At 63.0% G+C, this 25,541-nt stretch carries 24 protein-coding genes; 15 read left to right on the top strand and 9 right to left on the bottom strand.

The window, feature by feature from the left end; genetic code table 11:
* The first annotated feature begins 141 nt into the window (after positions 1–141).
* The 3 genes from CE_RS13485 to CE_RS13495 are packed head-to-tail and all read left to right on the top strand — an operon-like array spanning position 142 to position 2,385.
* A complete protein-coding gene (locus CE_RS13485; protein WP_006768907.1) occupies positions 142–912 on the top strand; it encodes a GntR family transcriptional regulator in 771 nt (256 codons plus the stop codon).
* Between the two features lie 20 nt (positions 913–932).
* Positions 933–2,006, top strand: a complete 1,074-nt coding sequence (locus tag CE_RS13490; RefSeq protein ID WP_035109256.1) for a septum formation family protein — start codon at positions 933–935, stop codon at positions 2,004–2,006.
* A 34-nt stretch (positions 2,007–2,040) separates the two neighbouring features.
* Positions 2,041–2,385, top strand: a complete 345-nt coding sequence (locus CE_RS13495) for a metallopeptidase family protein (protein WP_006768905.1) — start codon at positions 2,041–2,043, stop codon at positions 2,383–2,385.
* 129 nt (positions 2,386–2,514) lie between these two features.
* On the opposite strand, the gene CE_RS13500 is transcribed toward CE_RS13495, so the two are convergent.
* Positions 2,515–3,975: a YeeE/YedE thiosulfate transporter family protein gene (locus CE_RS13500; protein ID WP_006768904.1), complete on the bottom strand. Its 1,461-nt coding sequence runs from the start codon at positions 3,973–3,975 to the stop codon at positions 2,515–2,517.
* Positions 3,976–4,654: 679 nt separating this feature from the next.
* Between CE_RS13500 and CE_RS13510 the strand changes: the two genes are divergently transcribed.
* Entirely contained in the window at positions 4,655–4,858 is a 204-nt protein-coding gene (locus tag CE_RS13510) for a cold-shock protein (RefSeq protein WP_006768902.1), read from the top strand.
* 240 nt (positions 4,859–5,098) lie between these two features.
* Here the strand turns inward: CE_RS13510 and CE_RS13515 are convergent, their stop codons facing one another.
* The 3 genes from CE_RS13515 to pheA form a co-directional block, all read right to left on the bottom strand.
* Positions 5,099–5,656, bottom strand: coding sequence for an NADPH-dependent FMN reductase (locus CE_RS13515; RefSeq protein ID WP_006768901.1), 558 nt, complete (start codon positions 5,654–5,656; stop codon positions 5,099–5,101).
* 97 nt (positions 5,657–5,753) lie between these two features.
* The gene (locus tag CE_RS13520; RefSeq protein WP_006768900.1) at positions 5,754–6,434 is read right to left on the bottom strand and encodes a histidine phosphatase family protein; all 681 of its coding nucleotides are present in this window, start codon (positions 6,432–6,434) and stop codon (positions 5,754–5,756) included.
* Between the two features lie 4 nt (positions 6,435–6,438).
* Positions 6,439–7,395 (bottom strand): prephenate dehydratase, encoded by a 957-nt coding sequence (gene pheA, locus CE_RS13525; protein ID WP_006768899.1) that lies wholly within the window; start codon positions 7,393–7,395, stop codon positions 6,439–6,441.
* A 40-nt stretch (positions 7,396–7,435) separates the two neighbouring features.
* Here pheA and CE_RS13530 point away from each other — a divergent pair, with 40 nt between their 5' ends.
* The 7 genes from CE_RS13530 to CE_RS13560 all read left to right on the top strand — a co-directional run bounded on the left by CE_RS13530 (position 7,436) and on the right by CE_RS13560 (position 17,417).
* Positions 7,436–8,575 (top strand): amidase family protein, encoded by a 1,140-nt coding sequence (locus CE_RS13530; protein ID WP_035109251.1) that lies wholly within the window; start codon positions 7,436–7,438, stop codon positions 8,573–8,575.
* Positions 8,572–9,300 (top strand): CPBP family intramembrane glutamic endopeptidase, encoded by a 729-nt coding sequence (locus CE_RS13535; RefSeq protein ID WP_006768897.1) that lies wholly within the window; start codon positions 8,572–8,574, stop codon positions 9,298–9,300. The genes CE_RS13530 and CE_RS13535 overlap by 4 nt, the downstream gene beginning before the upstream one ends.
* 635 nt (positions 9,301–9,935) lie before the next feature.
* On the top strand, positions 9,936–11,489 hold the full coding sequence (locus CE_RS13540) for a SpaH/EbpB family LPXTG-anchored major pilin (protein ID WP_006768895.1): 1,554 nt from the start codon (positions 9,936–9,938) through the stop codon (positions 11,487–11,489).
* Between the two features lie 90 nt (positions 11,490–11,579).
* Positions 11,580–12,464 (top strand): class C sortase, encoded by an 885-nt coding sequence (locus CE_RS13545; protein WP_011076064.1) that lies wholly within the window; start codon positions 11,580–11,582, stop codon positions 12,462–12,464.
* Positions 12,431–13,567 carry an isopeptide-forming domain-containing fimbrial protein gene (locus CE_RS13550; protein ID WP_011076065.1) on the top strand — a complete coding sequence of 379 codons (1,137 nt, stop codon included), beginning with the start codon at positions 12,431–12,433 and terminating at the stop codon, positions 13,565–13,567. The genes CE_RS13545 and CE_RS13550 overlap by 34 nt, the downstream gene beginning before the upstream one ends.
* Complete coding sequence (locus tag CE_RS13555) at positions 13,560–16,505, top strand: choice-of-anchor G family protein (protein ID WP_011076066.1); 2,946 nt, start codon at positions 13,560–13,562, stop codon at positions 16,503–16,505. The genes CE_RS13550 and CE_RS13555 overlap by 8 nt, the downstream gene beginning before the upstream one ends.
* Positions 16,506–17,417, top strand: coding sequence for a class C sortase (locus tag CE_RS13560; RefSeq protein WP_006768891.1), 912 nt, complete (start codon positions 16,506–16,508; stop codon positions 17,415–17,417).
* On the opposite strand, the gene CE_RS13565 is transcribed toward CE_RS13560, so the two are convergent.
* From CE_RS13565 to CE_RS13575, 3 genes are read right to left on the bottom strand one after another with little or no spacing between them, the layout of a single operon-like run.
* A complete protein-coding gene (locus tag CE_RS13565; RefSeq protein WP_006768890.1) occupies positions 17,402–18,607 on the bottom strand; it encodes an amidohydrolase in 1,206 nt (401 codons plus the stop codon). The two genes, CE_RS13560 and CE_RS13565, sit on opposite strands and share 16 nt — an antisense overlap.
* A 49-nt stretch (positions 18,608–18,656) precedes the next feature.
* Entirely contained in the window at positions 18,657–19,433 is a 777-nt protein-coding gene (locus CE_RS13570) for a hypothetical protein (protein WP_006768889.1), read from the bottom strand.
* Between the two features lie 47 nt (positions 19,434–19,480).
* The gene (locus CE_RS13575) at positions 19,481–20,239 is read right to left on the bottom strand and encodes a DUF5058 family protein (RefSeq protein ID WP_006768888.1); all 759 of its coding nucleotides are present in this window, start codon (positions 20,237–20,239) and stop codon (positions 19,481–19,483) included.
* 274 nt (positions 20,240–20,513) lie between these two features.
* On the opposite strand from CE_RS13575, the gene CE_RS13580 reads away from it, so the two are divergent.
* The 4 genes from CE_RS13580 (at position 20,514) to CE_RS13595 (ending at position 23,546) form a co-directional block, all read left to right on the top strand.
* Complete coding sequence (locus CE_RS13580) at positions 20,514–21,473, top strand: Lrp/AsnC family transcriptional regulator (protein ID WP_231295102.1); 960 nt, start codon at positions 20,514–20,516, stop codon at positions 21,471–21,473.
* A gap of 58 nt (positions 21,474–21,531) precedes the next feature.
* Positions 21,532–22,785 carry an LCP family protein gene (locus CE_RS13585; protein WP_011076067.1) on the top strand — a complete coding sequence of 418 codons (1,254 nt, stop codon included), beginning with the start codon at positions 21,532–21,534 and terminating at the stop codon, positions 22,783–22,785.
* Positions 22,786–22,926: 141 nt separating this feature from the next.
* Positions 22,927–23,241 carry a type II toxin-antitoxin system RelE/ParE family toxin gene (locus CE_RS13590; protein ID WP_006768884.1) on the top strand — a complete coding sequence of 105 codons (315 nt, stop codon included), beginning with the start codon at positions 22,927–22,929 and terminating at the stop codon, positions 23,239–23,241.
* Complete coding sequence (locus tag CE_RS13595) at positions 23,238–23,546, top strand: addiction module antidote protein (RefSeq protein ID WP_006768883.1); 309 nt, start codon at positions 23,238–23,240, stop codon at positions 23,544–23,546. The genes CE_RS13590 and CE_RS13595 overlap by 4 nt, the downstream gene beginning before the upstream one ends.
* A gap of 98 nt (positions 23,547–23,644) precedes the next feature.
* Here CE_RS13595 and CE_RS13600 read toward each other — a convergent pair whose 3' ends face one another.
* Together CE_RS13600 and CE_RS13605 are read right to left on the bottom strand one after the other, a co-directional pair.
* Complete coding sequence (locus tag CE_RS13600) at positions 23,645–24,559, bottom strand: DUF5926 family protein (RefSeq protein ID WP_006768882.1); 915 nt, start codon at positions 24,557–24,559, stop codon at positions 23,645–23,647.
* A complete protein-coding gene (locus tag CE_RS13605) occupies positions 24,543–25,316 on the bottom strand; it encodes a glycerophosphodiester phosphodiesterase (protein WP_006768881.1) in 774 nt (257 codons plus the stop codon). The genes CE_RS13600 and CE_RS13605 overlap by 17 nt, the downstream gene beginning before the upstream one ends.
* Positions 25,317–25,541 lie beyond the last annotated feature (225 nt).

Consider the following 25,541-nt stretch of genomic DNA (forward strand, 5'->3'; position numbering starts at 1 on the left):
AATGTACCGTGCGAACCCCGCCTGGGAGGCGTTAGGTGGAGACTAAACCCCCACCCCGGCACATGGACACCACACATCACCGCCCCTCATCACATATCAAAGTACCTCCTGGTTATGACCAGATGCGCTAGAGTTGTGGATATGTCTGCTGCTGAGCGCACGGAAGATGGCGCCACCCTGCCCCACCGGGTTCTGACTGATGGGCCCAAACCAAAACACCAGCAGCTGCGTGAGATCCTCGAGGAGCTGTGCACCACCCAGTTGCAACCGGGTGACATGCTGCCCGGGGAACGCGTGTTGGAGGACACCTACGGTGTCAGCCGCATCACCGTGCGTCGTGCCATCGGGGATCTGGTGGCGTCCGGTCGCCTCAAACGTGCCCGTGGCAAGGGCACCTTCGTGGCACATGCGCCACTGGTCTCCCGGTTGCATCTGGCGTCCTTCTCGGCGGAGATGGCCGCCCAGAACCTGGTGGCCACCAGCCGCATCCTGTCGTCGTCACGTGGCGCGGCACCGGATGAGATCGCGGAGTTCTTCGGCACCGAGCGCGGCGCCCAGCACATCACCCTGCGCCGGCTGCGTCTGGGTAATGGCCGCCCCTATGCCATCGACCACGGATGGTATAACGCCGTATATGCCCCTGACCTGCTAGAAAATGATGTCTACAACTCCGTCTACGCCATCCTGGACCGCGTGTACAACGTGCCCGTGACCCACGCGGAGCAGACGGTCACCGCCGTCGCGGCGGACGAGGACACCGCCAAGCTTCTCGACGTCCCGACCGGCGCCCCACTGCTGCGGATCCTGCGGCAGTCCATGTCGGGGGAGAAACCCATCGAATGGTGTGTCTCGGTGTACCGGACAGATCGTTACTCCCTGAAAACTATGGTCACCCGTTCCGAAGATCTCTGACTAACCACCGCTGGCGTGGCATGATAGGGACAATCATGAGTACATCCACCGATTCCCAGTCACGCACGGGGCGTAGAGGATTCCGTTCCGCTGCCTCGGTGCAAACCATGCTCGTTGCCGCGCTCGCGGCATCGGCTGCTGTGGGTATGTATTCCTACGGCGTGAATTCCGCTGAGGAAACCCCGGAGCCTATGGCTACGGGGGAGACGTCGACAAGCACCACCACGGTCACCACCGCCCAGCAGGTGGCGCCGTTCACCACGGCGGACGTCGGGATGTGCGCGACCTGGGACGTCAACGATGACGGCCAGGTCTCCGGTTTTGAGCAGACCAGCTGCGAGGGTGAACACCGCTTCGAGATCTCCAAGCGGGAGAACCTGGCCACCTATCCCAGTTCCGAGTTCGGCCCCGACGCCGATCCACCGAACCTGACGCGACAGGCGCAGCTGCGTGAGGAGCTGTGCCAGGCCCCCACCCTGGCCTACCTCAACGGCCGTTTCGACCCGGCCGGGCGCTACACCATCGCCCCCATCCTGCCGCCGGCGGAGGCCTGGGCCGCAGGCGACCGCACCATGCTCTGCGGCCTGCAGGCCACCGACTCCAACGGCATCCCCCAGATCACCATCGGGCCCGTCGCCGCCAACGACCAGGCCCGCGTATTCGCCACCGGTGCGTGTGTCCGCGTGGAATCCTCCGCGGAGTTCCGGGAGGTCGACTGCGCCGAGGACCACCACCTGGAGGCCATATCCACCGTCAACCTCGGGGTACCGTTCCCACAGGGTGTGCCCAGCACCGATGAGCAGAATGAGTTCCTCGGCAGCACCTGCACCCAGGCCGCCATCGACTACATGGGTGATGAGGAGAGGCTCTACCAGTCCACCCTGCAGACCTTCTGGCCCACCATCACCGCCAATTCCTGGCTCGGTGGTTCCCACAGCGTGAACTGCTATCTCATGTCGCCATCCACCGAGGGGGATTCCACCTTCAACATCCTCAACGGTTCGGCACAGACCGGGTTCACCATCAACGGCCAGGCCCCACCACCCCAGCCGCCACGGGAGCCCCTGCGTCCCGGCGCATCGGTTCCGCTGTAGCCTGATTCCAGTTTGAGATCACGGGGAGAATGCCATGTATGAAGTCAGTGATGAACGTTTCGAGGAGATGGTCGACGACGCCTTCGACCAGGTTCCGCAGAAATTCCTCGACAACATGCGCAACGTGGTGGTGCTCATCGACGACTACAACCCCGACTCCCGCCACATCCTCGGCCTCTACAGCGGCACCGCCCTCCCCAACCGCGTCTTCGGCCACGGTGGCCTGCCGGACTCCATCACCATCTATAAAAGCGCCCTGCAGGATCACTGCCATTCCGAGGAGCAGCTGGCCGAACAGGTCCGCGTGACCGTCCTCCACGAGGTGGGCCACTATTTCGGCCTGGATGAGGACGATCTGCACCGCCTGGGATATGCGTGACGGTGGCCTTCATCAGGTGAGCTGACCGGGTTTCGGGAATGGAGAAACCGGCAGGTTGGAAACAGTATGGATACTGTTTCCGGCCTGCCGGTTTTCTGCTGAACCGGGGTGCGGGCGGTGCTGGGGGGGTTAGCCCTTCTTCACCGTGATCTGCCAGGAGGCCTCACCGGTTTCCTTGAAATCGGTGACCTCGTGGCCGTCGGTGGCGCACCACTGCGGGATGGCGTCGGTGGCCTGGGTGCAGTCGAAGTCGATGACCAGGTGGTCACCGGACTGCAGGGTCTTCATGACGTCCTTGGCCTCGATGAGCGGGAACGGGCAGACCGCGCCGAGGGAATCCAGGGCGTAGTAACCACTGCCCAGATCGCGTAGCTTCTCGCTGACGGCCGGCTTGAGGCTAACCAGGCTTGTGGCGACCTTCACCCCACCCAATGGTGCCGGGGTGGCGGCGGTGCCAGTGCCCTGGGTGTCCTGGGTGTCCTGGGTGTTCAGGGGCAGGACGCGGTCCTCGGCGGAGGTCGGGGTGGCGTGTGCGAGGCTCTCCTCGGTGGAGTAGGTCTCGGTGGTGGCGGCCTCGCGCTTGGCGACGCTGGCCGGCTTCAGGAAGATCTTGGCGGCCACCCCGACACCGATGGCGATGAACAGCAGGGCGATCCAGCCCTGGAAGCTGAAGAGGCTGGTCTGGACCATGCCGTTGCCCACGGTGCAACCGCCGGCGAGGGAGGCGCCGACACCCATCATGGTGCCGCCGACGACAGCGCGTACGGAGGTGGTGGCATCGGCGACGCGGACACGGAACTCACCGGTGGCCTTGGCTGCAATGAAGGAACCGACCAGGATGCCCAGCACCAGCATGACACCCCAGTTGAGGTAGCTCTCATCACCGGTGGTTGCGTACTGCAGGGTGTGGGAGGTCGGGGTGGTGATGCCCAGGCCGGAGTTGCGGCCGGCGGCGGCGGACAGTGGCCAGGCGATGACACCGATCAGACCGATGAGCGCGCCGGCGGTGTAGACGTGCAGAGGGCGCTTCCAGGCGGGCTGGTTGCCCAGGCGGGCGATCTTGGGGCGCTGGGCCTCCAGGATCATGAAACGACGCACCAGGTAGGCGGTCAGGGCTGCAAACGGGATGACAAACCACCAGACGGAGACGCCGAACATGGCGGGCAGGGTGGTGAGCTCGGTCTCCCAGGAGAACATGACGTCGGTGAACCCGGTGAGGGCACCGTCCTTCATGGCTGCAGTGGAGATGGCATAGGTGGCCAGGGCGATCCAGGAACCGACCAGCCCCTCACCGGAGCGGTACCACGTGCCCGAGGCGCAACCACCGGAGAGGATGATGCCGAAGCCGAAGATGAAACCACCGACAATCACGGCCATCGGCGCGAAGTTGTTGTAGGTCGGGGTGATCACACCCGTGGAGGTCAGCGCCGCCAGGCCCACGGCATGGACGGCGATGACGATGAGGAGCCCAACGAAGGTGCGCCAGGAGCGCTGAAGGAAGATGTCACGCAGCATTCCGGTGACACAGAACCTTCCCCGTTGCATGACGATACCCAGTGCGATACCGACGGCGAGTCCGGTGAGGATCATACTGAACCAGCTTTCTATGGTTCGGGGGTTTGTTTGAGTCCCACCGAATATAGACCCGTCAGTACATTTCTGTCTAGTCCTGATAGACAGAGAGGTCTATCATTGCCCAACAGGGTAGGTCCACCGGATGGAATACGGCACCCCGCCACCACCCAGTACCAGCCCCACCCCTGACGCAACCTGCGCACATGGCTTGTCCAACTTCCCCCACTGCGACGAACACCACCCTCGCCTCCCCCGGCAATATGCCCCACAGTCCGGGGCCGAGCTGGTCCTCCCCCGCACCAGCAGCCCCCTCACCCCACATCCGCACCGGACCACCTGCTCACACCCGGTGAATCCGATCCTCACCGGATATACGGAGGTCCTGCACCGTGGCAAATGCCAGACCCACACCTCCAACCCCACCGGCACCGGCCCCCGAGATTTGACGCGAGGGGAACTTTTCTCAAGGGGGGACTATCGCTGGGAGGGATTTCATGGCACACTGGACGACGGTCGCGGTTTCTATGCGCAGTGTCTAGGCGCTCGCAGGAGATGTACACGCGAGCGCCCGGTTTTCTTCACCAGAGCAGTTACTGCTGGGGTTGATGGTCACCGAGGAGTTTTAACGACCCGGACGTCAGTGAATCATGCTGGCGAACGTAGCATCACCTCATCAGAAATAAAGGTAATTCATATGGCACAGGGAACTGTGAAGTGGTTCAACGCTGAGAAGGGCTTCGGCTTCATCGCCCCCTCCGACGGATCCGCAGACGTCTTCGTCCACTACTCCGAGATCCAGGGCAACGGCTTCCGTAACCTGGAGGAGAACCAGCAGGTTGAGTTCGAGCTCGGCGAGGGCGCCAAGGGCCCCCAGGCCCAGCAGGTTCGCGCACTGTAGGCTTCTCGCTGCATAAAGAATTACCGCCCTACCCATCCCGGGTACGGCGGTTTTTTCATATCTTCTGCCGTTCACACCGCCGTTCACACCGCCGTTCGCACCGCCATTTCCCCCGGCATCCAGCACCCCTGAAACATCCCGGAATATCCTGAAATACCCCAAGACACACACCACCCGACGGGCCGTCCACTATGTGACGGCCCGTCGGGTGGGAATTGCTGTTACCGGAACCGGCGGTGATTACCCGCGCAGTGTCTTGAGTGCTTCGGACCAGGCGGTGACCTGTGAGAAGAGATCCTGCAGCGCACCGGTGGATCCCTCGGAGGGCTGGAAGGTGGACATGTCGGCGAAGTCATTGCCGAAGGTGAGGAACACCTGCGCGCGGACGTCGGCCATCTGCAGCTCCGCGGCGATCAGGCGCCAGGCCTCAACCGCACGGGTGCCGCCGGCGCTGCCATAGCTGACAAAACCGATGGCCTTGTTGTTCCACTCCGCATACAGGAAGTCCACCGCATTCTTCAGGGCCGCGGGGACGGAGTGGTTGTATTCGGGGGTGACGAAGATGAAGCCGTCGAAGGAGGCTACCTTCTCCGCCCACGCCTTGGTGTGGTCCTTGGAGTACTGCCCCATGGCCGGGGGCATGGGTTCATCCAGGAGGGGGAGGTTGAAGTCTGCGATGTCGACGAGTTCGTACTCTGCACCGGAGTCCTTGGGGGCGTTGTCGAACACCCACTCAGCCACGCTGGCTGCATTACGGTTGGGGCGGGTGCTGCCGACGACGATTGCGATACGGGTCATGTCTAACTCCTAACATTGAGGTGTGTGACAAGCCCCACGATAGCCAGCCTCGCCCCGGACTGCAGAGGCCCCCGCAGCGACCGCAGTCAGCCCACGATCAGGGCTGGTTCTCCTGCCACGGCAGCGGACTGCCGGTCCAGTGCACCACGTCCCACTCGCCGAAACGGCGGCCGTTGGGTTCCAGGACCACGTACCGGCAGTTGCCCAGGTAGGTCCTGAATGCCCAGTTGGGGTCCACCCCGGAGGCATGCGTGGCCACGATCCGGATCACGGCACCGTGGCTGACGATTGCCACATCACGGTCATCATCCAGGTCGTGGCTGTCCATGATCCGGTCCAGGGTGGGCTGGTAGCGGTTCAGTACATCTTTGTAGGTTTCCCCACCGGGCAGGGCCGCGGTGGGATCGCCGTGGAGCCAACCGTTGAGGGCGGTGGAGTAGGTCATGTGGGCCTCCTCATCACCGCGCATCTCAAAGTCGCCGGCATCAATCTCGTGGATGCCGTGGACCACGTCGAGGGGCACGGTGCCCTCCTGCAGGTCACGGGCCTTCTCGAAGGTGTTGGTAGCCAGCACCGCGGTCTGCTGGGCGCGCAGCACGATGGAACTGTACACATGCGCGAGCCGGTCACCGCTGTAGCCGGCGAGTTCGTGGCCGACCTTGAGGGCCTGTCGACGGCCCTGATCGGTGAGTTCCGCGCCCGGGGGCCGGGTGTCCAGAAGATGCCGGACATTGTTGTGGGTCTGTCCGTGCCTGACCAGAATGATCCTGCCAGCCATTGCTCTAGTACTCCCTGCCTTCCAGTACGGCGCGGACCCAGTCGTCCGCCTTCTCCAGGCGGGCGATGTCATCCGCCCAGGTGTTCTCGTCATCGCTATCCCGCGGGGCGGGCCACGAACCCAGGAATACCAGGTCCTCGGCCTGCATGTGCAGGGCGCGGAGGGCCTCCCGGACAGGCAGGTCCTCGATGTGGCCGATGAAATCGAGGTGGAAACGGTAGGTGCCGAAGGTCTTCCGCGTCGGGCGGGACTCGATGCGCGCCAGGTCCACCCCGCGCAGGGCGAATTCATTGAGGGCGCGCACCAGGCTGCCGGGAACATTGGGCAGGGCGAAGACCACGGCGGTGTGATCGTGGCCGGTGCGGGGTGGTGGGGCGATGCGTCTGCGCACAGCCACGAAACGGGTGCGGGCGCCACGGATGTCAGCCACATCGTCGACAAGCTTACTCAGGCCAAACAGGTCGGCCGCACGCTCGGGGGCGGCGGCGGCGTCGGCACCGTTCTCGGCGACGAGCTGCGCGGCGGCGGCGTTGGAGGATGCCGAGACGAAACGTGCGTCCGGAACGGTGGCGGCCATCCAGTTCTTGATCTGCTGGTGGGCGACCGGGTGGGTGGCCAGGGTGCGGATATCGGCAAGTTCGGTGCCGGGGCGCGCCATGATGGTGAAGGAGACCTCGATGGCCTCCTCAGCGAAGATCTGCACGTCGGAGCCCTGATCCAGGGCATCGTAGGTGGGGGTGACAAAACCGTCGACGAAGTTCTCAATGGCCACCACCGCGAAATCCGCGGCCCCCTCACGCACGGCATCCACGGCCTGCTGGGGGGAGTTCACCGGCAGCTGGGTGATCTCCCCGTCGCCGAACTCCCCACGCTCCGCGAAGCGGATCAGGGCGGCCTCGGTGAAGGTTCCTGCAGGTCCCAGATAGGACACGACGGTGGGTGTGGTGGCTTCGCTGCTCATGGTTACTCAGCTTAACCGGTGTTCACTACTGTGGTTGTTCATGTCCGTTGCCACACTGTCCGCGCGCCTGTCCACGATGACCCCCGCTGAACACGGTTTCGCCTGGTTCGATCCGGAGGTGACCGTCGGGCATGGGCGCGGGCCCCTGCGGGGCATGGTGATCCCGGCGAAGGATCTGCACCATGTGGCCGGTATGCCCACCGCCTTCGGGTCCGCCGGGCGGCAGGTGCAGGCCACGGAAACCGACCCGTTTCTGCAGGCACTCATCGACCGGGGCGCGATCATCGCCGGCAAGACCCAGACCAGCGAACTCGGCCTGACCGCCTACTGCGAACCCGTCGGTCTGCCCACCCCGGACAACCCGGTCCTGCCCGGTCACACCACCGGCGGGTCCTCCGGGGGTGCGGCCGTGGCGGTGGCACGGATGCTTGTCGACGCGGCACACGCCTCCGACGGCGGCGGCTCCATCCGGGTTCCGGCCGCAGCGTGCCAGGTGGTGGGCTTCAAACCCGCCCACGATTCCCGCGGCGGCATGCCCGCCACGCAGGGTTTCATCACCCGCGACATCCCCACCCAGGCGCGCCTGCACGCCCTCACCCCGGTGGTGCGCCCCTTGCGCGTCGGTGTGCTGCTGGAGCCGGTGCATGCGGATACGACCGTGGATGACCACTTTGTGAACACGGTGGAGAAGGTGGCCCGGCGGTTGGAGCAGCTCGGCCACGAGGTGGTGCCGGTGGGTCGCCCCTATGGTAGTTGGGCATTCGAGGCCTTTGCTGCGGTGCTGGCGATGCGTTCCTGCTCCATAGAGGACCCCGGCGCGGGTGACACCAGCGCGATCGTGGGGTGGTTGCGTGAGCAGGGCCGGAGCCAGTCGCCGGTCGCGCGGGGCCGGGCGGTGGCGGCCTTTGACTCGGTGGGCGATGCGGTGCGGGAGAGCTGGGATGTGGATGTGGTGCTCAGCCCCACGCTCGCGTTCCCACCACCGCCTCTCGGTCATTTCTCCTCACTGGGCCCCGAGGGGGATTTCCTGGAACAGACCCGGTGGACCCCGTGGGCGACCACCTACAACATGACCGGCGGCGCGGCGATGAGCGTGCCGGTGGACGGGGTGGGCGTGCACATGGGCGCGGTGCGCGTGGGCAACGCCGAGATCCTCGGGCTGGGAGGGCAGCTGTTATGACGCGTGCGCGCATCCGGGTGGAGATCCTCGTGGTCCTGGCCGTCACCTTCGGCGCGAGCGGCCTGCGCTCCCTGCTCCGGCTTGTCGACGACCTCCTCTCCCCCACCGCCCTCAACGACCAGGCTGTCTCCCTCAACGCCCCGCAGGCCCAGGGCATCTGGCTGGACCTGGCCCTGCAGCTGGTCTCTGCCGGAGTGCTGTTCTCCTGGGGAGGCTTGGCACTGTATCTGCTCGCCGATGACGGGTTCCGCTTTGGGAGGATCCGGTGGGGTGATCTCGGCTGGGGTGCGGGACTGGCCGCGCTGATCGGTCTGCCAGGTCTCATCTTCTACGCCAGTGCCGTTCACCTGGGCTTGTCCAAGCAAGTCATCCCCACCACCCTGGACAGCCCCTGGTGGGAGATACCGATCCTGCTGGTGTGGTCCGGCGCGAACGCCTTCGCCGAGGAGATCGTGGTGGTGTTCTGGCTGCTCACCCGCCTGCGTGGCCTGGGTTGGAGCGTGCCGGCGATGATCATCGCCTCCTCGGTGCTGCGCGGTTCCTATCACCTGTATCAGGGCGTGTCGGCTGGCTTCGGCAACATCATCATGGGCGTCATCTTCGCCTGGTTCTACCACCGCACCGGCAAGGTGTGGCCCCTGGTGTTCGCCCACTTCCTCATCGATGCCGTTGCGTTTGTGGGATACACCGCCCTGGGTGGGGATCTGAGCTGGCTGGGGTTGTAACGGGAACAGAGCATCGGGTGCTGCCACTCCGGACATGCGGGGTGCTGCGCTGTTGACCGCGCTGCCTGGCCCCGGTGCCCTGGGGAGATTTCTCCAACCTCACCCTGCCGGACCAGGATGGTGTGACACACCGTGGCTTTCCTCACCTGATCAACATCAACAGGCCTACCAGGCGGGCCTTACTGTGAATGACCCCATTGAATGCACAGCAAAACTTCAGCAATAGAGGGACCCGCCAGTCCTAATTTGCAGCGTTCTAGTGATCCATTTTCAGAATGGAGGGGATGGAAGCCCCTCCAAAGCGGTCGAAACTGAGGGAATCTTGCCACGGGGCCCCTGATTTCCCACATGGATGAAGAATCCTCACTCTGGAATTAGCATTCTCACCCCCCGAAAACCACCCCGCACCCCTCCGGCAGCACAGCAATTCTCGCAGCTAGATACCTATTTTCAGAAGATAAATATCAATCAGATAACGGGTAGGTTGATTCTAAATTGCATCATATCGGAAAGCTGTTAGAGTTTTAGCTATAAAATAACATTGGTTTCTCAGGTTGCTGCGCTCACAGGTTCACCGAGCGATACACCCTCAATCGAGATGTCTGCGCTCCACCTGACTTTTCTGAAAGAAGATCATGCACACCACGCATAAGCGCATCTCGGCAGCAGTTCTCAGCCTCGCCCTGGGCTTCGCCACCATCGGCGCACCAGTATTCACCCCCACCGCCCTCGCCCAAACCAGCATCAGCGCAGGCCAGGTATCCACCGTTAACCTGAACACGCCAGTCAGTCTCACGATCAACAAGTACCAGGGCCTCCCGGTTGCGGACCCTGCAGATTTGACCAACCTACCGCCACTCGCTGCTGAGTTCACCATCGAAAAGGTGGTACTCACCAATGGACTGGACACCCTGGCAGGCTGGCAGGAAGTAGCCAATCTCACCCCTGCAACAGTCAACACCGATGCTACCTTCAATGGAACCGGCGACCTCACAGTAACCACAGATTCCATCACCGGAAGTGTCCTCGTTGATGCGGACGACACCACGGACTTCACCGCAGGTGTGTATCTGGTCACGGAGAGCCCACTAACCGGACATACTGTCGCTAAGCCTTTCCTCGTCACCCTGCCTTTCACCGACGCTACAACCGATGGCTGGAACTACCATCAGGTCGTTAACCCCAAGAACCAGGCTGACATCCTGATTGAGAAGGATGTGCGTGACCCAGGTGCCACCCTTGGCTCCACCCTCAACTACACAATCACCGCACCACTGCCTGCCGGTGATCTGAGTAGCCTCTCCATCGTGGATGACCTCCCAGATGAGCTCACACCAGCAACCACAGTTGTTGTTTCTACCAAAGTAGACGCAACAGCCACTCCAGTCGCTTTCCCCCTGACCGACACCACACCAGTTCTGGACGATGGTGACGGCAACCAGCTCACCATTGATTTCGGGCCAACTGACCTTGCTGCGCTGCAGGGAATGCGCCTGACGAACCCCGCTTTGGAGCTGGTGGTCACTTTCACTGCGGATATCCTTAGTCTCCCATCAAACGGCATCATCGAAAACCATGCCGTAATCAACCTGCCAGGTGGACTGTCTTACAGCACAGATGACCCGAATGATCCGAATGATGGTGCCCAGACGCGCTTGGGCAGCCTTATTATTAACAACCTCAACGCGGACGGTGATCCGCTTACCGTTGCTGGAGCTGAGTTCCAACTATGGCGTTGCAGCCTCAACAACTCGAATAAGTGGGAAGTGTCCGACGGGCCAATCAGTGCCGTCCAGGAAGTCGGAGGCGTTCCAACAACCATGGACACCTTCATATCCGACGGTTCGGGTATTGCATCGGTCACCGGTGTTCAGCTGGCCAATTGGGTAAACAACGGTGCCCCCGCTTTTTCCACTCCCCCGATCGACGAGGATCTCTGTGTCGTCCAGACCCTCCCACCAGCTGACCATGTGTTAAACCCTGAACCTTCTGAGGTCACCACGGTAGGCGGCGATGATTTCGTCATGACCGCCGATGTCACCAACCTCGAGGACAGCATCACCGGCCAGCTCCCCGCAACCGGTGGTGGCGGCACCCTGGCGATGATCGCCGCCGGTGTCCTCGTGGCGATCGCCGGTGGGTTCGCGGCACTGCGTGGCAACCGGGGTGGTACCCGCGCCCGCAGGTAATCACCGCAACCGCTGATAACGCTCCTGCCACGGGACGTCCCCGCGTGGGACTCCCCGTGGCAGGGGAACTGAAGAGAGAAGTCACTGATCATGGGTGCCCACACGCAACCCGCGCCTCCCAGGCCTGCCCCCGCCTATGGGCGGAGCCGGGGATATGTGCTGCGTTTTGTGGTCGCACCCATGCTTCTGGTCATTCTCGGAATCGGGATAATGCTGGCCCCGGTGGTGAGCACCCAATATCAGAATCTCCAGCAGGCGCAGACCGCCCGGGACTATACCGAGCAGATGCAGCAGCACAACGCGGCGGAGCTGCAGGCCCAGTGGGAGAATGCGGGGCGGTGGAATGCGTCGATAAGCACCCCGGCGACGGGGGATCCCTGGCTGGACCCGCAACCCGACGCCGACCCCCACTACCTCTCCTACCTGCAGGAACTGAACATCACGCCGGTGATGGCACGCATCCGGGTGCCGTCGGTGCAGATCGATCTTCCGGTGTACCACGGCACATCGGAGCAGACCCTGGCCCATGGTGTCGGGCATCTCTACGGTTCGGCGCTCCCGGTTGGCGGGCCCGGTACACATGCGGTGTTGACTGGGCACACGGGGATCGCGACGGCAACACTCTTCGACAACCTCGTCGATGTCGTGGACGGTGATCTCGTGCTGGTGGATGTGCTCGGTGACACGCTGGCCTACCGGGTCGATCAGATCAGGGTGGTCCTGCCCCATGAGGTCGGGGCATTGCGCGCCCGGGCGGATGCGGATCTGTTGACGCTGATCACGTGCACCCCTTACGGCGTGAACACCCACCGGCTACTGGTCACCGGCGAACGGGTGGAGCTGGACGCGGTGGACGAACCGGTTGCGGGGATCCCCTGGCAGCCGTGGATGTTCTGGGCAGTGGCGCTGAGCGCGCTGACGCTGCTCCTCACCCTGACGGTGTGGTTGATACGACGAAGGAGGGACAACCGGTGAAGAAACTGCTGATCATCCTGCTCACCATCGTGGTGGCGGCTTTCCCGCAGGCCACCCACGCGCAGGAGCAGGTGGGGTCGCTGACCGTGAAGAAACTGCCCACCACGCTCGACTCGCCGGGCATGCACCCGGTCGCCTTCGAGCTCACCGGGGACACCCTGGCAGCCCCGGTGGTCCTCCGGAGCGACACCGACACGGTCCGGTTCAGCGACCTCGCGCCGGGCATCTACACCGTGCGCGAGCTCCCCACGCACGTCGGCGATGTGGCTCGGCTCTCCATCGCGCCCACGACGGTCACCATCCCCCGCGGTGGGCTTTACGACGTCATCATCGGCCCGAAACCCCAACCCCTGACCCTGCTGAAAACAGCGGATGTGACCTCCATTCAACCCGGTGGGGACTTCACCTACACGCTCGACGGCACGGTCCCCCTGCCTGATATCAACGGCCAGCTCCACCGGTACATCCTCCGCGATGCGCTCCCCTACGGGGTGGCACGAACCGACACTGGTTTGGTGTCGGTATCGCTGGAGAGCCGCGGGGCATCGGTTGGGCTGCGAGCCGGCGAGCATTACACCGTGAGCCATCAGGATGATCCCGTCGTCCGGGCGGTGTTCACCGATTCCGGCCTGGACCTCCTCGCCCGGGAACGCACCGCCAATGCCGGTCTTGTTGTCAGATTCACCTTCAGCGTCAAGGCAGCCGATTCCCTTCCGGTGGGCAGCCAGATCCTCAACATCGCCTCCCTCTACCCGGATGGTTACCCAGAGAACGGTGGGGATTCGGTCCGCTCCAATGAACATTCGATCTGGGTGGTGCAACCCGGAGCTCCCTCACCGACCACCATCCCGGCAGGGAAAACAACCACACCGACATCGACCGCGACGTCCACCGCAGGGTCCGCAACGCCCACCGCAGGGTCCGCAACGCCCACCCCCACGACAGGTGCTGTCACCGCACCTGCAGACACCACTCCCCGGGAGAACACCACCAGGTCATCCGGGCTGGCCTCCACCGGTGCCAGCATCCTCGGGTTCATCACAGTCGGGCTTCTCCTGTCCGCCATCGGACTGACTATCATTCTGCGAGGTCGTCGTGAGTAAAAACGTGTTCAAGAAACTGCGCCGTGTCATGGCGACCATTCTCAGTGTGTTGCTGGTCAGTGGCCTGGTCGCCCCGGTTAATGCAGGAGCTCAGCACGCTGATGAGATCCCCCTTAATGCGCTGTCCTACGGCTACGGCGGGCAGCTGGATCTCCGGTTGTTGGAAGGCCTACTCACAGGTGACGGGTTAAGTATTGCTGAGCTCAAGGGCACCGAGCAGTCCTGGATCGATGGTGATTCACCCGACCCGCAGGACAAGGCACAACAAGAACTTGATCTGGAAGCCCTGCAGCTCATCAACCTCAATCTGGGCACAATCGACCTGCCTCTGGTGGGCCCAGGCGGGTTATTGGAATTCACACTGGACGAAGCCACCCTCGGGGCTGTCCATGAATTTGCAAACGCCAAAACCCCCACTGAAGCCTATGGCGCTGTCGGCCTCGTGGGTAGTGATGGTTCAACCGTCGACCTCACCCGGGGAGGTGAAGGCGATCCCTACGCCTCAATCAATCTGCTGAGCCTTCTCAATCTCCAACAAAGCGAACTGTTTACCAGCACCCTCATCAGTGATGCATCCTTGCAACTGGGTGTCCTGGGTGCGAAAGCTGAACGGCACAATATCGGGGATGCTGCAGAAGCACTGTGTACAGGGATGAACCAGGTCGTGTACTCCGATCTGCATCACCCTGATCTCACACATCCCATTCTGGGCGAGCAGTATTTCACCGTCACCCCTGCCCTCGAAGCCAGCGGGCTGGACGATAAGCGGTTCTGCTCTGATTACCGGATCGCAGACGCAAAGATCATCATCGATGCCCCGGTAGTCAAAGATCTGATGGGCACCATTGAAACAGAACTGCAAGTGCTGGAGGCTGCACTCAATTCTACGTTGGCCGCAGGTGGCACCCTTGACTCTATCCTCCAGGCTGTGGGAGCCATTCTTACCGGGACCCTCTCATTACTCAACGAGATTCTTGGTCTATTAGGCATCACTGTGCTTGACGCTCTGGAGCTGAGTGTCACCGCACAGGTTCCGGTTGCAGATGTGGTGGAGACGATTGTTGCCACTCCCCTCAGCGATGCCAACGGGTTGGTCGCGATTGATCTCGACGCAGGAACCATTGAAATTGACCTGCAGAAAGTGCACGGAGGGGATCTGAGCAATCTTGCACCGAATACGCCTCTCCTGACATCCAGCAATATCAACGCAATCGCGGGGACTGTAACCAGTCTGCTGACCGATTCAAAGGCTGACAACTCCAGAGGCCTCATGGCGCGACTTCAAAACACTATTGAAGGAGATGACGTCACGCATACCGGCGGTCTTTATGACACTGAATTGTCCATCTCCTTACTGCTCGATGGATTAACAGTGGCGAACCCCCTGCCACTTCTGCCCGATCTGACACTTGCCGGTGGCACGCTAACGATCGATGGGACACTGGGGCAACTTCTGAACAACTCTGGTTTCACTTTCAGCGGAACCGGCACCTTGGGAGCTGTTGACCTACTGGGGAGTCTGGTTACCACACTAGTGGGAGGTATCGGTCCGCTAGTTGAAGCACTTCTCTTCGACGGGCCTGATTCCCTTGTTAGTGCGTTAATCGGTCGACTTGGCACTAATGATGTGGTGTCGTTGTTAGTGACCAGTCTCTCCCCACTGCTGAAGACCGTCCTACAGCCTGTGACAAATGCAATTATCAACAGACAAACGGTAGAGCAGATCGATCAAGGCAACCTGTTCACCGTGACGGCCCTCGAACTGAATGTTGTGACCCTCTCCGGTAACGCCACGACCAATCAGAGCGAAGACCGCCTCATCGGCCTGCCCATTGCCACCGCAGCCGTCCTCGCCCAGCACTGGGACCTCATTGATCTTGACCTCAATGTGGCGAATGTCGGTTCTGGCCGGGGTCTTCATTCCGACGGATACACCTACGATGTGGTGTGCGAGGCTGATAAATGGACGGGAATTGATGCCACAGGTGGTGACCGGGTTTCCTACGCCGCCGGGAATATCGGTACCGGTTACTCCTACACATCCACTCAACTTGCTCTCACGGGGGTCACCGACCCAGGTTTGGCCACACCCCTCCGGGCGCTTCCGGGTTCTGTCTGTACCGTAACCACAAATCCGCCTCTGTCAGCAGAGGCAGCGCTTCGCCCCACCGGAGATACCCCCACCCGAACTCCCTATACCTATTTCCTCGCTGAATCATCTGTAGGACCTCTGATTTCGGGTGTCACCCCCGCAGGTGCACCAACAAATCTGGAATCCGCCGGGGTCATTGTTGGTGCCGATGCTCAGGTGTATGTGGATGCCTCCACCGTGGGTGACGAATGGAAGACCGGTTCCTTCACATTCGTGATCCCAGATGATGCAACCTCTCACACGGTCAACATCGTGCACGCCTATGACATCGATACCAGGGACATCGTGGTCACCAAGGGCACTGACGGGCCGGCTGATGTGGGAGCGATCTATAACTTCCAGTACTCGCTCGACGGGGGGACAACCTGGGGCCCCGATCCAGCTGATGCGATCAGTACCGGTGGATCATTCACCATCGCAGGTGTTCCCCTGATCGATTCCACAACGCTTGCCCCGATCTCCGTGCTGGTCCGTGAAGAGGTACCAGCTCCGGGGGCTGGAGGTCCGGAGGTGTTCTGGGCTGTGGATGGAACCGACCTTCCACCCGAACCACATGATGGCACCTATGCCCGCTCTGCCGTGTTTAAGGCTGGTCTGGGTATCACGGCGGTGTCGGCAAGCACCCCGGATCTGGCACTCGCGGTGACCAACGCATATCCGGTGGACGTGGATTTTGAGGCGATGCTGCCTGCAACCGGTAGAACATCGCTGGTGTGGGTGTTCGGTATGGGCCTGTTGTTGGCGCTGGGTGCCCTGTCGTTCTTCATATACAGCCGGAGGCGCTAAATGGCGCTGCACAGACTGGAGGACAGGGAGCAGGACACCGGCAGGAAGAACCGCCTGCTCTCCTTGGTGTTGCTCATCGCCAGTGTGTTGATCCTGCTGTACCCGGTGGTGTCCACGGTGTGGAATGACTATCAGAACAGTCAGGTCGCCCGGATCTATGAGGAGGAGGTCGGGTCGGTTGAGTCACCGGATGCGCTCGCGGATATCCGGCGCAGGGCGGAGGACTACAACTCCTACCTCGATGCTTCCGGGCACCACTACCGACCGGAGGATCCAGCGGACCCGGTGTATCAGGATTATCTGACGCAGCTGCTGCCCTCAGAGCGCAGCACGGTGCTGGGGCGGATCTCCATCCCGGATATCGGCGTGGAACTGCCCATCTATCACGGCACCAGAGATAACGTCCTCTACCGCGGTGCGGGTCATATGTACGGCAGTGATCTCCCTATTGGTGGTGAGGGGAACACCGCCGCCATCACGGCGCATACCGGCATGGTCAATGCCAGCATGTTCGACAACCTCTACAAGCTTGAGGAGAGTCAGCCGGTGTACATCAGTGTCCTCGGTGAGACCCTGCGGTACCGGATGACCGGATCCGAGGTTGTGAAACCGGAGGACTACGATGCGGTGACCTATGAGGAGGGCGTCGACAAGCTCGTGCTCATCACCTGCACGCCGTACGGCATCAACTCAGACCGCCTGCTGGTCACCGCCGTCCGCGACCACGCGCCCCTGGGCGCGGAGGAGGAACCCGGCGGGTGGCAGCCACAGTTGTCGTGGTGGATGAAGCTGGATCTGGCGATCATCGCGCTGATCATTGCCATTGCGCTGTGGGCGACCTGGCGGAACCGGCGCAACCGGCGACGACAGGAGGAAGCCCGCGAGGCCGCCGCCTCTCACCTGCCGAGATAGGATCCGACGGTGCTCATGATGGCCCGTACCCCGGTGACCAGGGTCGGCTCGGGGACGGGGAGGAAGAAGGGAGAGTGGTTCTTCGCGGGGTTCTCATCCGCCGGATCTGCACCGCCGAACATCCAGAACACCGAGGGCACCCCAATGCTCTCACCCAGCCAGCCGAAGTCCTCGGAACCCATTTTCGGCGGTACCAGCGAGACGTTGTCCTCACCGAGTTCGCCCCGGAGTGCGTCGATGACCCGCTCGGTGTGTTCCGCATCGTTGATCAGCTGGGGGAAGGTGTACAGCTCCTCGATCAGGGGCTTCGGCGCGCCGGACACCTGGGCCTCCCCATAGACGATCCGCTCCACGGCGGCCAGCACCTGCTCGCGCACCCTTCCGGTCAGGGTGCGGATATTGAGGGTGAACTCCGCTCTATCCGGGATGATGTTCTCCTTCAAACCGGCGTGGAAGGTGCCCACCGTGACCACCGCCGGATCCAGCGGTGCCACCTCCCGCGACACAATGGTCTGCAGCCGGGTGAGAATATGAGCCCCGAGGATGATGGGATCCACCGAATCCTGCGGCTGGGAACCATGTGACTGGGCACCGAACAGGATGACGCGGAGGGAATCGGCAGCCGCCATGGCGGCATTCCGGGTGATCGCAACGGTCCCCGTCGGGAAGGGGAAGACGTGCTGCCCCAGCACCACCTCCGGGCGTGGGGCCCGGTCCCAGAGGCCGTCATCAACCATGGCCCGGGCGCCGGCGGCGGTCTCCTCCCCGGGCTGGAAGATCCAGACGATCGTTCCCGACCAGTGATCGCGTTCCTCGTGGAACCGACGGGCTGCGGCCAGCGCGGTGGCCACATGAGTGTCATGTCCGCACCCGTGCATCACCGGTACCTCCTGCCCATCGGGGAGGAACCCGGTGGCTGTGGAGGCGTACTCTGCTCCGGTGTCCTCCTTGATGGGCAGTCCGTCGGTATCGGCACGGAAGGCGACAACGGGGCCGTCACCATTGCGTTCGATACCCACCACCCCGGTTCCGCCACAACGGAAGTGCTCGATCCCGAGTGCGGTGAGCTCCGCCTCGATGAAGGTGGCGGTCTCATGCTCCTGCATGGACAGTTCGGGGTGGGCGTGGAGGTGCCGGTACATCTCCAGCAGGTCCCGGGTGTGGGTGTCCGGGAGTGCGGTGGGGATCATGGTGATCAGTGCTCCTTGTTATCTGGATGGTGAGTGGTCTGGCCGGGGGTCACTGGTTGGGCTCAGGTGCTGCCTCCGACTGTATGGTCACCTGGCCCCGGCGGTCACGGACAACCCAGTTGATGATGATCGAGGAGATCACCACCACCGCGGTGGCGAACATCCCCAGCTGCGGAAACGCGGGGACGACCAGCAACTGGATGACCACAGCCAGGCCGAGGGCCACCACCGTGGCCCGGACATTGCGCATGGAGACGATCGCCTGAACCAGCACCGCCCCCATGAGTGACGGCATGATGTAGAGCCTGGCCACCTCGATGACCTCGACCGGAACCAGGGACACCAGCCAAGTGCCCAGGAAACCGACGAAGATCAACAGGCTGAGCAGGTGCATGGTGGCCGCGCCACCGATCGCCATCACCGCCGCGAGATCACCTCTCTTACTGCCGGCCTTGGCTCCGATGGAGGACTGCGCGACGATGGCGGCGGGCACCAGTTTGTTCGAGATGTTTCCGATCATGAAGGCCTGGTACATCGCCGCCGAACCGAGGATCGGGAAGTATGTCAGGGGTTCCACGAACCACAGCACACCGAAGATGGCGGCGACCGCGAGGAAGGCGACCCAGACCATGCCTGCAGTGATCTGGAGATCCGCGAAGAACACCAAATAGGCGGGGCCGAGCAGGGACAGGATCAGGCCAGCGGTCATGGTCAGTGACCCATAGCGGCTGGTCTGAGTTTCAAAGCGGGACATCGCGGCATCGGCGGCAACCGACTGCGCCGTGGGGGCCGGGGTGGTCACCGGTGGGGCGGAGGTAATAGCCATGGGGTTTGTCCTTCTCTATCAGGTTCTATCAGGCTCTATCAGGGGTGTCAGGTGGTGTGGAGGAAATAGGCGGCGACGAGGGAGATGATGATCGCAAAGCCGAGCGCCCATTCCCGCAGCCAGGTCAGGTTGAAGTTTCTGGCCAGCAGGAGACAGAGGGCCATCACCCCGCCCGACACGACCACCAGGATCAGGTGGATTGAGGATTTGGGCATCTCCCCCACCGCCAGCGCGGAGAAGGCACCCAGGAGTGCCGCGGCGGGGATCAGCGCCATGGCCACCGGACTCCTGGTGGCCAGGGTCTTCCCTCCGCGCTTGAGGATCGGTGTGAGGATCAGGGCGCACAACATCCACATGGCCCCGGACAGGCTCATCACCATGAAGGCCACGGCGAATACCTGCTGGGTGTAGCTGCCACTACCGAGTTCCGCCCCCATCGACATCGCCGCGGCGCTGGCCGAACCAACCTCCGCCTGCGCGGAACCGATCAGGCCGATGCGCACCAGGACCGCCGGGGTGCCGAACAGTGCGAGCAGGGCGATGGCCACCAGCACCACCGCCAGGGACGGCCCGATCGAGGCGACCGCACCGGCACGGAAGGACTGTTTGAGTTCGCTGATGGGCATCCCCACCGCCGGGGCGGCAACCCGGGCGGCGCGGATATACAGGACGGTCTGCACACAGATGATGGCGAACACCCCGAGGGCGCAGAGCCACAGCACCGGGGTGTTGGCCAGGGCCCAGATATCCGTGGAGTTCGGATCACCGAGCGCGATCAGGATTGTCGCTTCAGGCATGTCAGGCATGATGCCTCCTTGAGGGGATGAGGGGAGCTATCTCAGCGGGTGACGGAACCGTCTGTTCCAACCGGCCGACGCATGTGAAATGAATCTCACTTCGCCCACTATCCATCACGGATCACATCAGAATCAATAAGGTGGGAAATCTGCCACAAATATGGCCAGAACCCGATCCATGCACACATCAGATACCCTAGTGCGACGGTTTCCGCCAGGACTACGCCAATTAATGCAAGAATCAGCTGAGCACCCTCTATGGGCAGAGACGAGGTTTGAGAAAATGTCCCCCTCCCCCACCCTGGATCCACTGCAGCGCCGGATCATCGGTGCCCTCCAGGTGGATCCCCGGGCCCCCTGGCGGAAAATCGCCCGGGCGCTCGGGGAGGCAGAACGCACCGTCGCCAGGCACGGCACCGAACTCCTGGCCACCAACCGGGTGACGGTGGCCGGCATCGAGAACCGTCAGGCCGCGATCATCACCTCCTTCACCTGCACCCCCGGTGCCAGCCGGATGGCGTGCGAGGCCGTGGCGCAACGCCCCGACACCTCCTACGCCTATCTGACCACCGGGCCCACCGACGTGGTCACCGAGCTGCATTACGACGGCGATCCGACCGACATCCTCATCAACCAGCTCCCCGCCACGCCGGGCACCTCGCATTACGCCACCTACCCGGTGCTGAAATACTTCAAGACCATCCGCGGCTGGCGGGCCGGGGTGCTTGCCGACGAAGAGATGGCCGCCCTTGCGAGTCCCTATGGAGACGACCAGCCCTACTGGGACCATGACGGCGAGGTGGATGAAACAGACCGGGCGATCATCGCAGCGCTGAAGGAGGACGGTCGCGCCAGCCTGGAATCCATGGCGCGCCGGGTGGGCCTGAGTGAGAGTTCGGTGTCCCGGCGTCTGGACTGGCTGCTCCGCCACACCCGCGTGACCATCCGCGCGCTGGTGGAACCCAGCCTCATGGGGTTGCCGGTGGAGGCCCAGCTGTGGGTGCAGACCACCCCACAGTCGGTGGAGGCCATCGGACACCAGCTGGCCGGTCTCCCCCAGGTTCGTTACTGCGCCGCGATCGCCGGTGACTTCCAGCTGCTGGTGGATGTCACCCTGCCCAATCAGCGGGCGCTCTACGATTTCCTGTCCAACAAGGCGTGGAATGCCGGTGCCACCCGGATCCGTTCCGCGGTGGTGGTCCGGGCCCGCAAACGCGGTGGTCGGCTCTTCGACATCTCCTGAGGCACGCCCCCGAGTTCCCCTTCAGTGATCCGATGGCACTAGGGCTACTCTATAACCCATGGATTCACGTGGACAGGGCGATTTCGCCCGTGACAGCCAGGGTCGGCCCATCCTCGACCGCTATGGCAGGCCGGTGCGGGCGCGTCGACAAGCAACGCAACGGCCGGCCCCGCCACGTCGCGCCTCCCCGCCGGCGGATTCCACCCGCATCTTCCCGGCGCAACCCGGACCGGCGGCCCCGCGTCAGCAGTTTCCGCCCCAGCAGATGCCGCCGCGGCCCCAGAACCAGCCCGGCCCGCAGGCCTACCAGCACCCGGGTCATGTCGGCCACGTTCCGCAGGAACTGCCGCAGGTGGTCAACACCCAGGGACCACCGCCACGTCAACGCCGTGCTCTGCCGCGGATCCGCCTGCGCCCACGGGGTTGCCTGGGTTCCCTGTTCACCATGTTCGCGGTCATCCTGGTGCTGGTCGGTGTGGTGACCCTGTGGGCTGATTCGCAGCTCAACCGCGTGGATGCCACCCCGGAGACCCGCGTGTCCAACACCGCCGGGACGAACTGGCTGCTCGTGGGCTCCGATTCACGACAGGGGCTGAGCGAGGAGGATATTGCCCGCCTGGGCACCGGAGGCGATATCGGGGTCGGACGCACCGACACCATCATGGTCCTGCACATCCCCCGCAGCGGCGAGCCGACCCTGCTGTCGATCCCGCGCGATTCCTATGTCAACATCCCCGGGTGGGGCATGGACAAGATCAACGCGGCCTTCACCGTCGGTGGCCCGGAGCTGCTGGCGCAGACCGTGGAGGAATCCACCGGCCTGCGCGTGGACCACTACGCGGAGATCGGCATGGGTGGGTTGGCCAGCATGGTCGATGCCGTCGGCGGGGTGGAGATGTGCCCGGCTGAGCCCATCCAGGATCCGCTGGCAAACCTGGACATCCAGGCCGGCTGCCAGGAGTTCGACGGGGCGACCGCGCTGGGTTATGTGCGCACCCGCGCCACCGCCATGGGTGACCTGGACCGGGTGGTGCGTCAGCGGGAGTTCTTCTCTTCCCTGCTGAACACCGCCACCTCCCCCGGCACGCTGCTCAACCCCTTCCGGGTCTTTCCCATGATCGGTGACGCCGTGGGCACCTTCACCGTCGGCGAGGGCGATCATGTCTGGCACCTGGCGCGCCTGGCCCTGGCCATGCGCGGCGGCACCCAGACCGAGACCGTCCCCATCGCCACCTTCGCGGATTATGACGTGGGAAATGTTGTCATTTGGGATGATTACGCGGCCGAGGAGCTGTTCAGCTCCCTGCGTTAACGCCCTGAACAGCCTCTGAGCAGCAGAAATGCCCCAGCCCCGGATCACAGGTCCGGGGCTGGGGCATTTTGTGTAATTACGAAGATTGGCGGGCGATTTAGGAGGTTGTGACAGTCCACAACTGTCAGCTACAGTTGACACATGGTTGAAATTGTCGCATCAGCGACATTCGACCGGTGGCTACGAAAGCTCAAGAATCGTCGCGCGGCTGCCCGCGCGCTCGTTCGAATCGACCGGTTAGCGGCTAATAACCCGGGAGACGTCAAACCAGTGGGCGGAGGCATCTCCGAGCTGCGGATCGACTACGGCCCCGGGTGCCGCGTGTACTTCTTGCGCGAACGGGACCGCCTGGTCTTGTTGCTGACCGGAGGAGACAAGTCAACCCAGGAAACCGACATCAAAGCCGCCCACGCCATCGCAGACATCTGGCGTCGCACCCAAGGAGTGCATGAATGAACACCAACACCGAGACCTTCGCCCCCTTCGATACAGCGAACCATCTGAATACCGTCGAAGATGTCGCTGCCTACCTGGAGGCAGTCATTGAAGACAGCGATAGTGACGATGACTCGACGGTCATCGCCCAAGCACTGGGAGCTATCGCCCGGTCACGTAACTTCAGTCAAATCGCGCGACAAGCTGGAATGAGCCGCGAAGGTCTTTACAAGGCACTGTCCGCCGACGGTAACCCCAGTTTGGCCACCGTTATTAAGGTATCCCACGCCCTGGGACTTCGACTGCGCTTCGAGGCCACCGCCTGACATAGCCGCCCGCTCTGCGAAACGGGCGGCTACGCCATGCCGCAGATCACCATCGCCGCCATCATCCTGTGGCTGCGATGACACCTACAGGACAGAACCTAGCGGATGGTCACCTGGCGGGACTTGATGTTCTCCAGCTGACGGCGCTCATCCGGGGTGAGCTGTGCATCGTTGCCCAGCTCGCCCGCGATTTTCTCGTCGAGAGCCTTCAGGTCGGTGGCGTAATCGGTGTGGGGACGCTCAGGGTCGAGGTCCCAGACCGGGACGGTGATGCCGTGGGTGCGGAAGGCACCGGCGAACTTGGTGTCCTCACCCAGGATCAGTTCACCGCGTGCGGCGATGCGGGCGAGGGCGTTGAGGAGGGTGTTCTCATCGTCGGTGCGTACCCAGCGGATGTGGGCCTTGCCGCCGGGGTTGACCCACCAGGCGGTGCCGGGGATCTCGGCATCCACGGGGTAGGACGGCAGGATGGACTCATTGGCCATCTGCATGTGCTGGGTGACCTCCGGGGAGAGGTCATCATTGTCAGCAAGCCACCAGTTGAAATCCTGGTGCGGGGTGATGTCGAGGGTGGTCTTGTCGTCGACAAGCTCGGTGAGCGCCGGCTGCGTACCGTCGTGCTTCGCGCTGGTCAGGGACTGGCCGGGGGCGGCGCTTAAGACCCAGTTCAGCGCGAACGCGAGGTCCTTTCCCGGGGTGGTGGAGCGGGTACCCTGCTGCATGGCGACGAACGCCTCGGCGCCGTGCTCCTCATCGCGGATCAGCGCGGCGACGGCGCCCGGGAGAACGGTGCACAGCGTGACCGCGCGGTCGGTGCCCTTGATAGTGATCGGTGCGGTTGCCGACGGAATGAATTCCTGCAGCGCAACGAGCTGCGGCTCCATGGCCAGACCCCCGAACGGGCGGGGCTCACCCTCCAGGGCGGCGCGCTCTGCGGCGCGTGCAGCCATCTTTGCTTGACGACGGCTCATACCCTCGGGCAGTTGTTCGTTCTTCTTATTCTTCTTTGCCATGGACATCAGCGTACAGGGCGGCGGCGGGCGCATCGCCCAGATACTCCGCCAGAAACTCCGCAGCCTCACCGGGGAAGTTGGTGGTGAGCATCTCCACCCCGCGGTCATACGCCCACTGCCAGTCCTTCTCCCTGTCCACGGTGAACAGATAGGTGGGCAACCCGCGCCGGCCGATGAGCCCGGGGCTCATTTTCGCCCGTTCGATGGACAGGCCCAGACCGGTCGGACTGCCGAGGCGACGGTCCGTCGGGTTGAGCCACCGCTCCCAGGACCGGCGCAGGTGGATGCGATCGATCTGCGGGGCGAGTTTGCCCATCCAGTGGATGGCAGGCAGGGAGAAGGAGATGAAGTGGATGCGGGGATCCTCGGTGAGACCGCGGTAGCGCAGGATCTTGACGATCTCCTCCTCCAGCATGATGGAATACCGCATCGGGTGCTTGGACTCGATGTAGAGGTGCTGGTCCGGGTAGTCCTCCATGATGTCCAGCAGATTATTGAGGGTGAGCACCTTCTCCGGGGCATCCTTCGTGCCGAAGTTGTACTCCAGCAGCTGCTCCAGACTCATCGCGGACACCCGGCCGAAACCATCGGAGACCCTGCTGATCACCGGATCATGGATACACACCACCTCCCCGCACCGGGTGAGGCGGACATCGGTCTCCACACCATGGATGGGCAGCTCGAGAGCTGCGCGGAAGGCAGAGGCGGTCAGCTCCGGGTACTGGGAGGACAATCCCCGGTGCGCGATGATCTTCATATCTCACATTCTCCTACGCCGGCGACAAAGGCGGTAACCCTTTTCCAGTATCCCCGCAGGTGGTGAACTTTGCCCAGCCTTATCGCCACCCATCAATGAAGACCAGATGAATTAACGGGCTACAACCGGTCGGCGGTTTGGTGGGGTGTCAACAAAAGCACTGATTTCCATCCCGGATGCTGGACAGATGACTAGTAGTACTTCGTTAGGTGGGTACTCGCCCGC

Source organism: Corynebacterium efficiens YS-314, from assembly GCF_000011305.1.
GTDB classification, from domain to species: Bacteria; Actinomycetota; Actinomycetes; order Mycobacteriales; family Mycobacteriaceae; genus Corynebacterium; species Corynebacterium efficiens.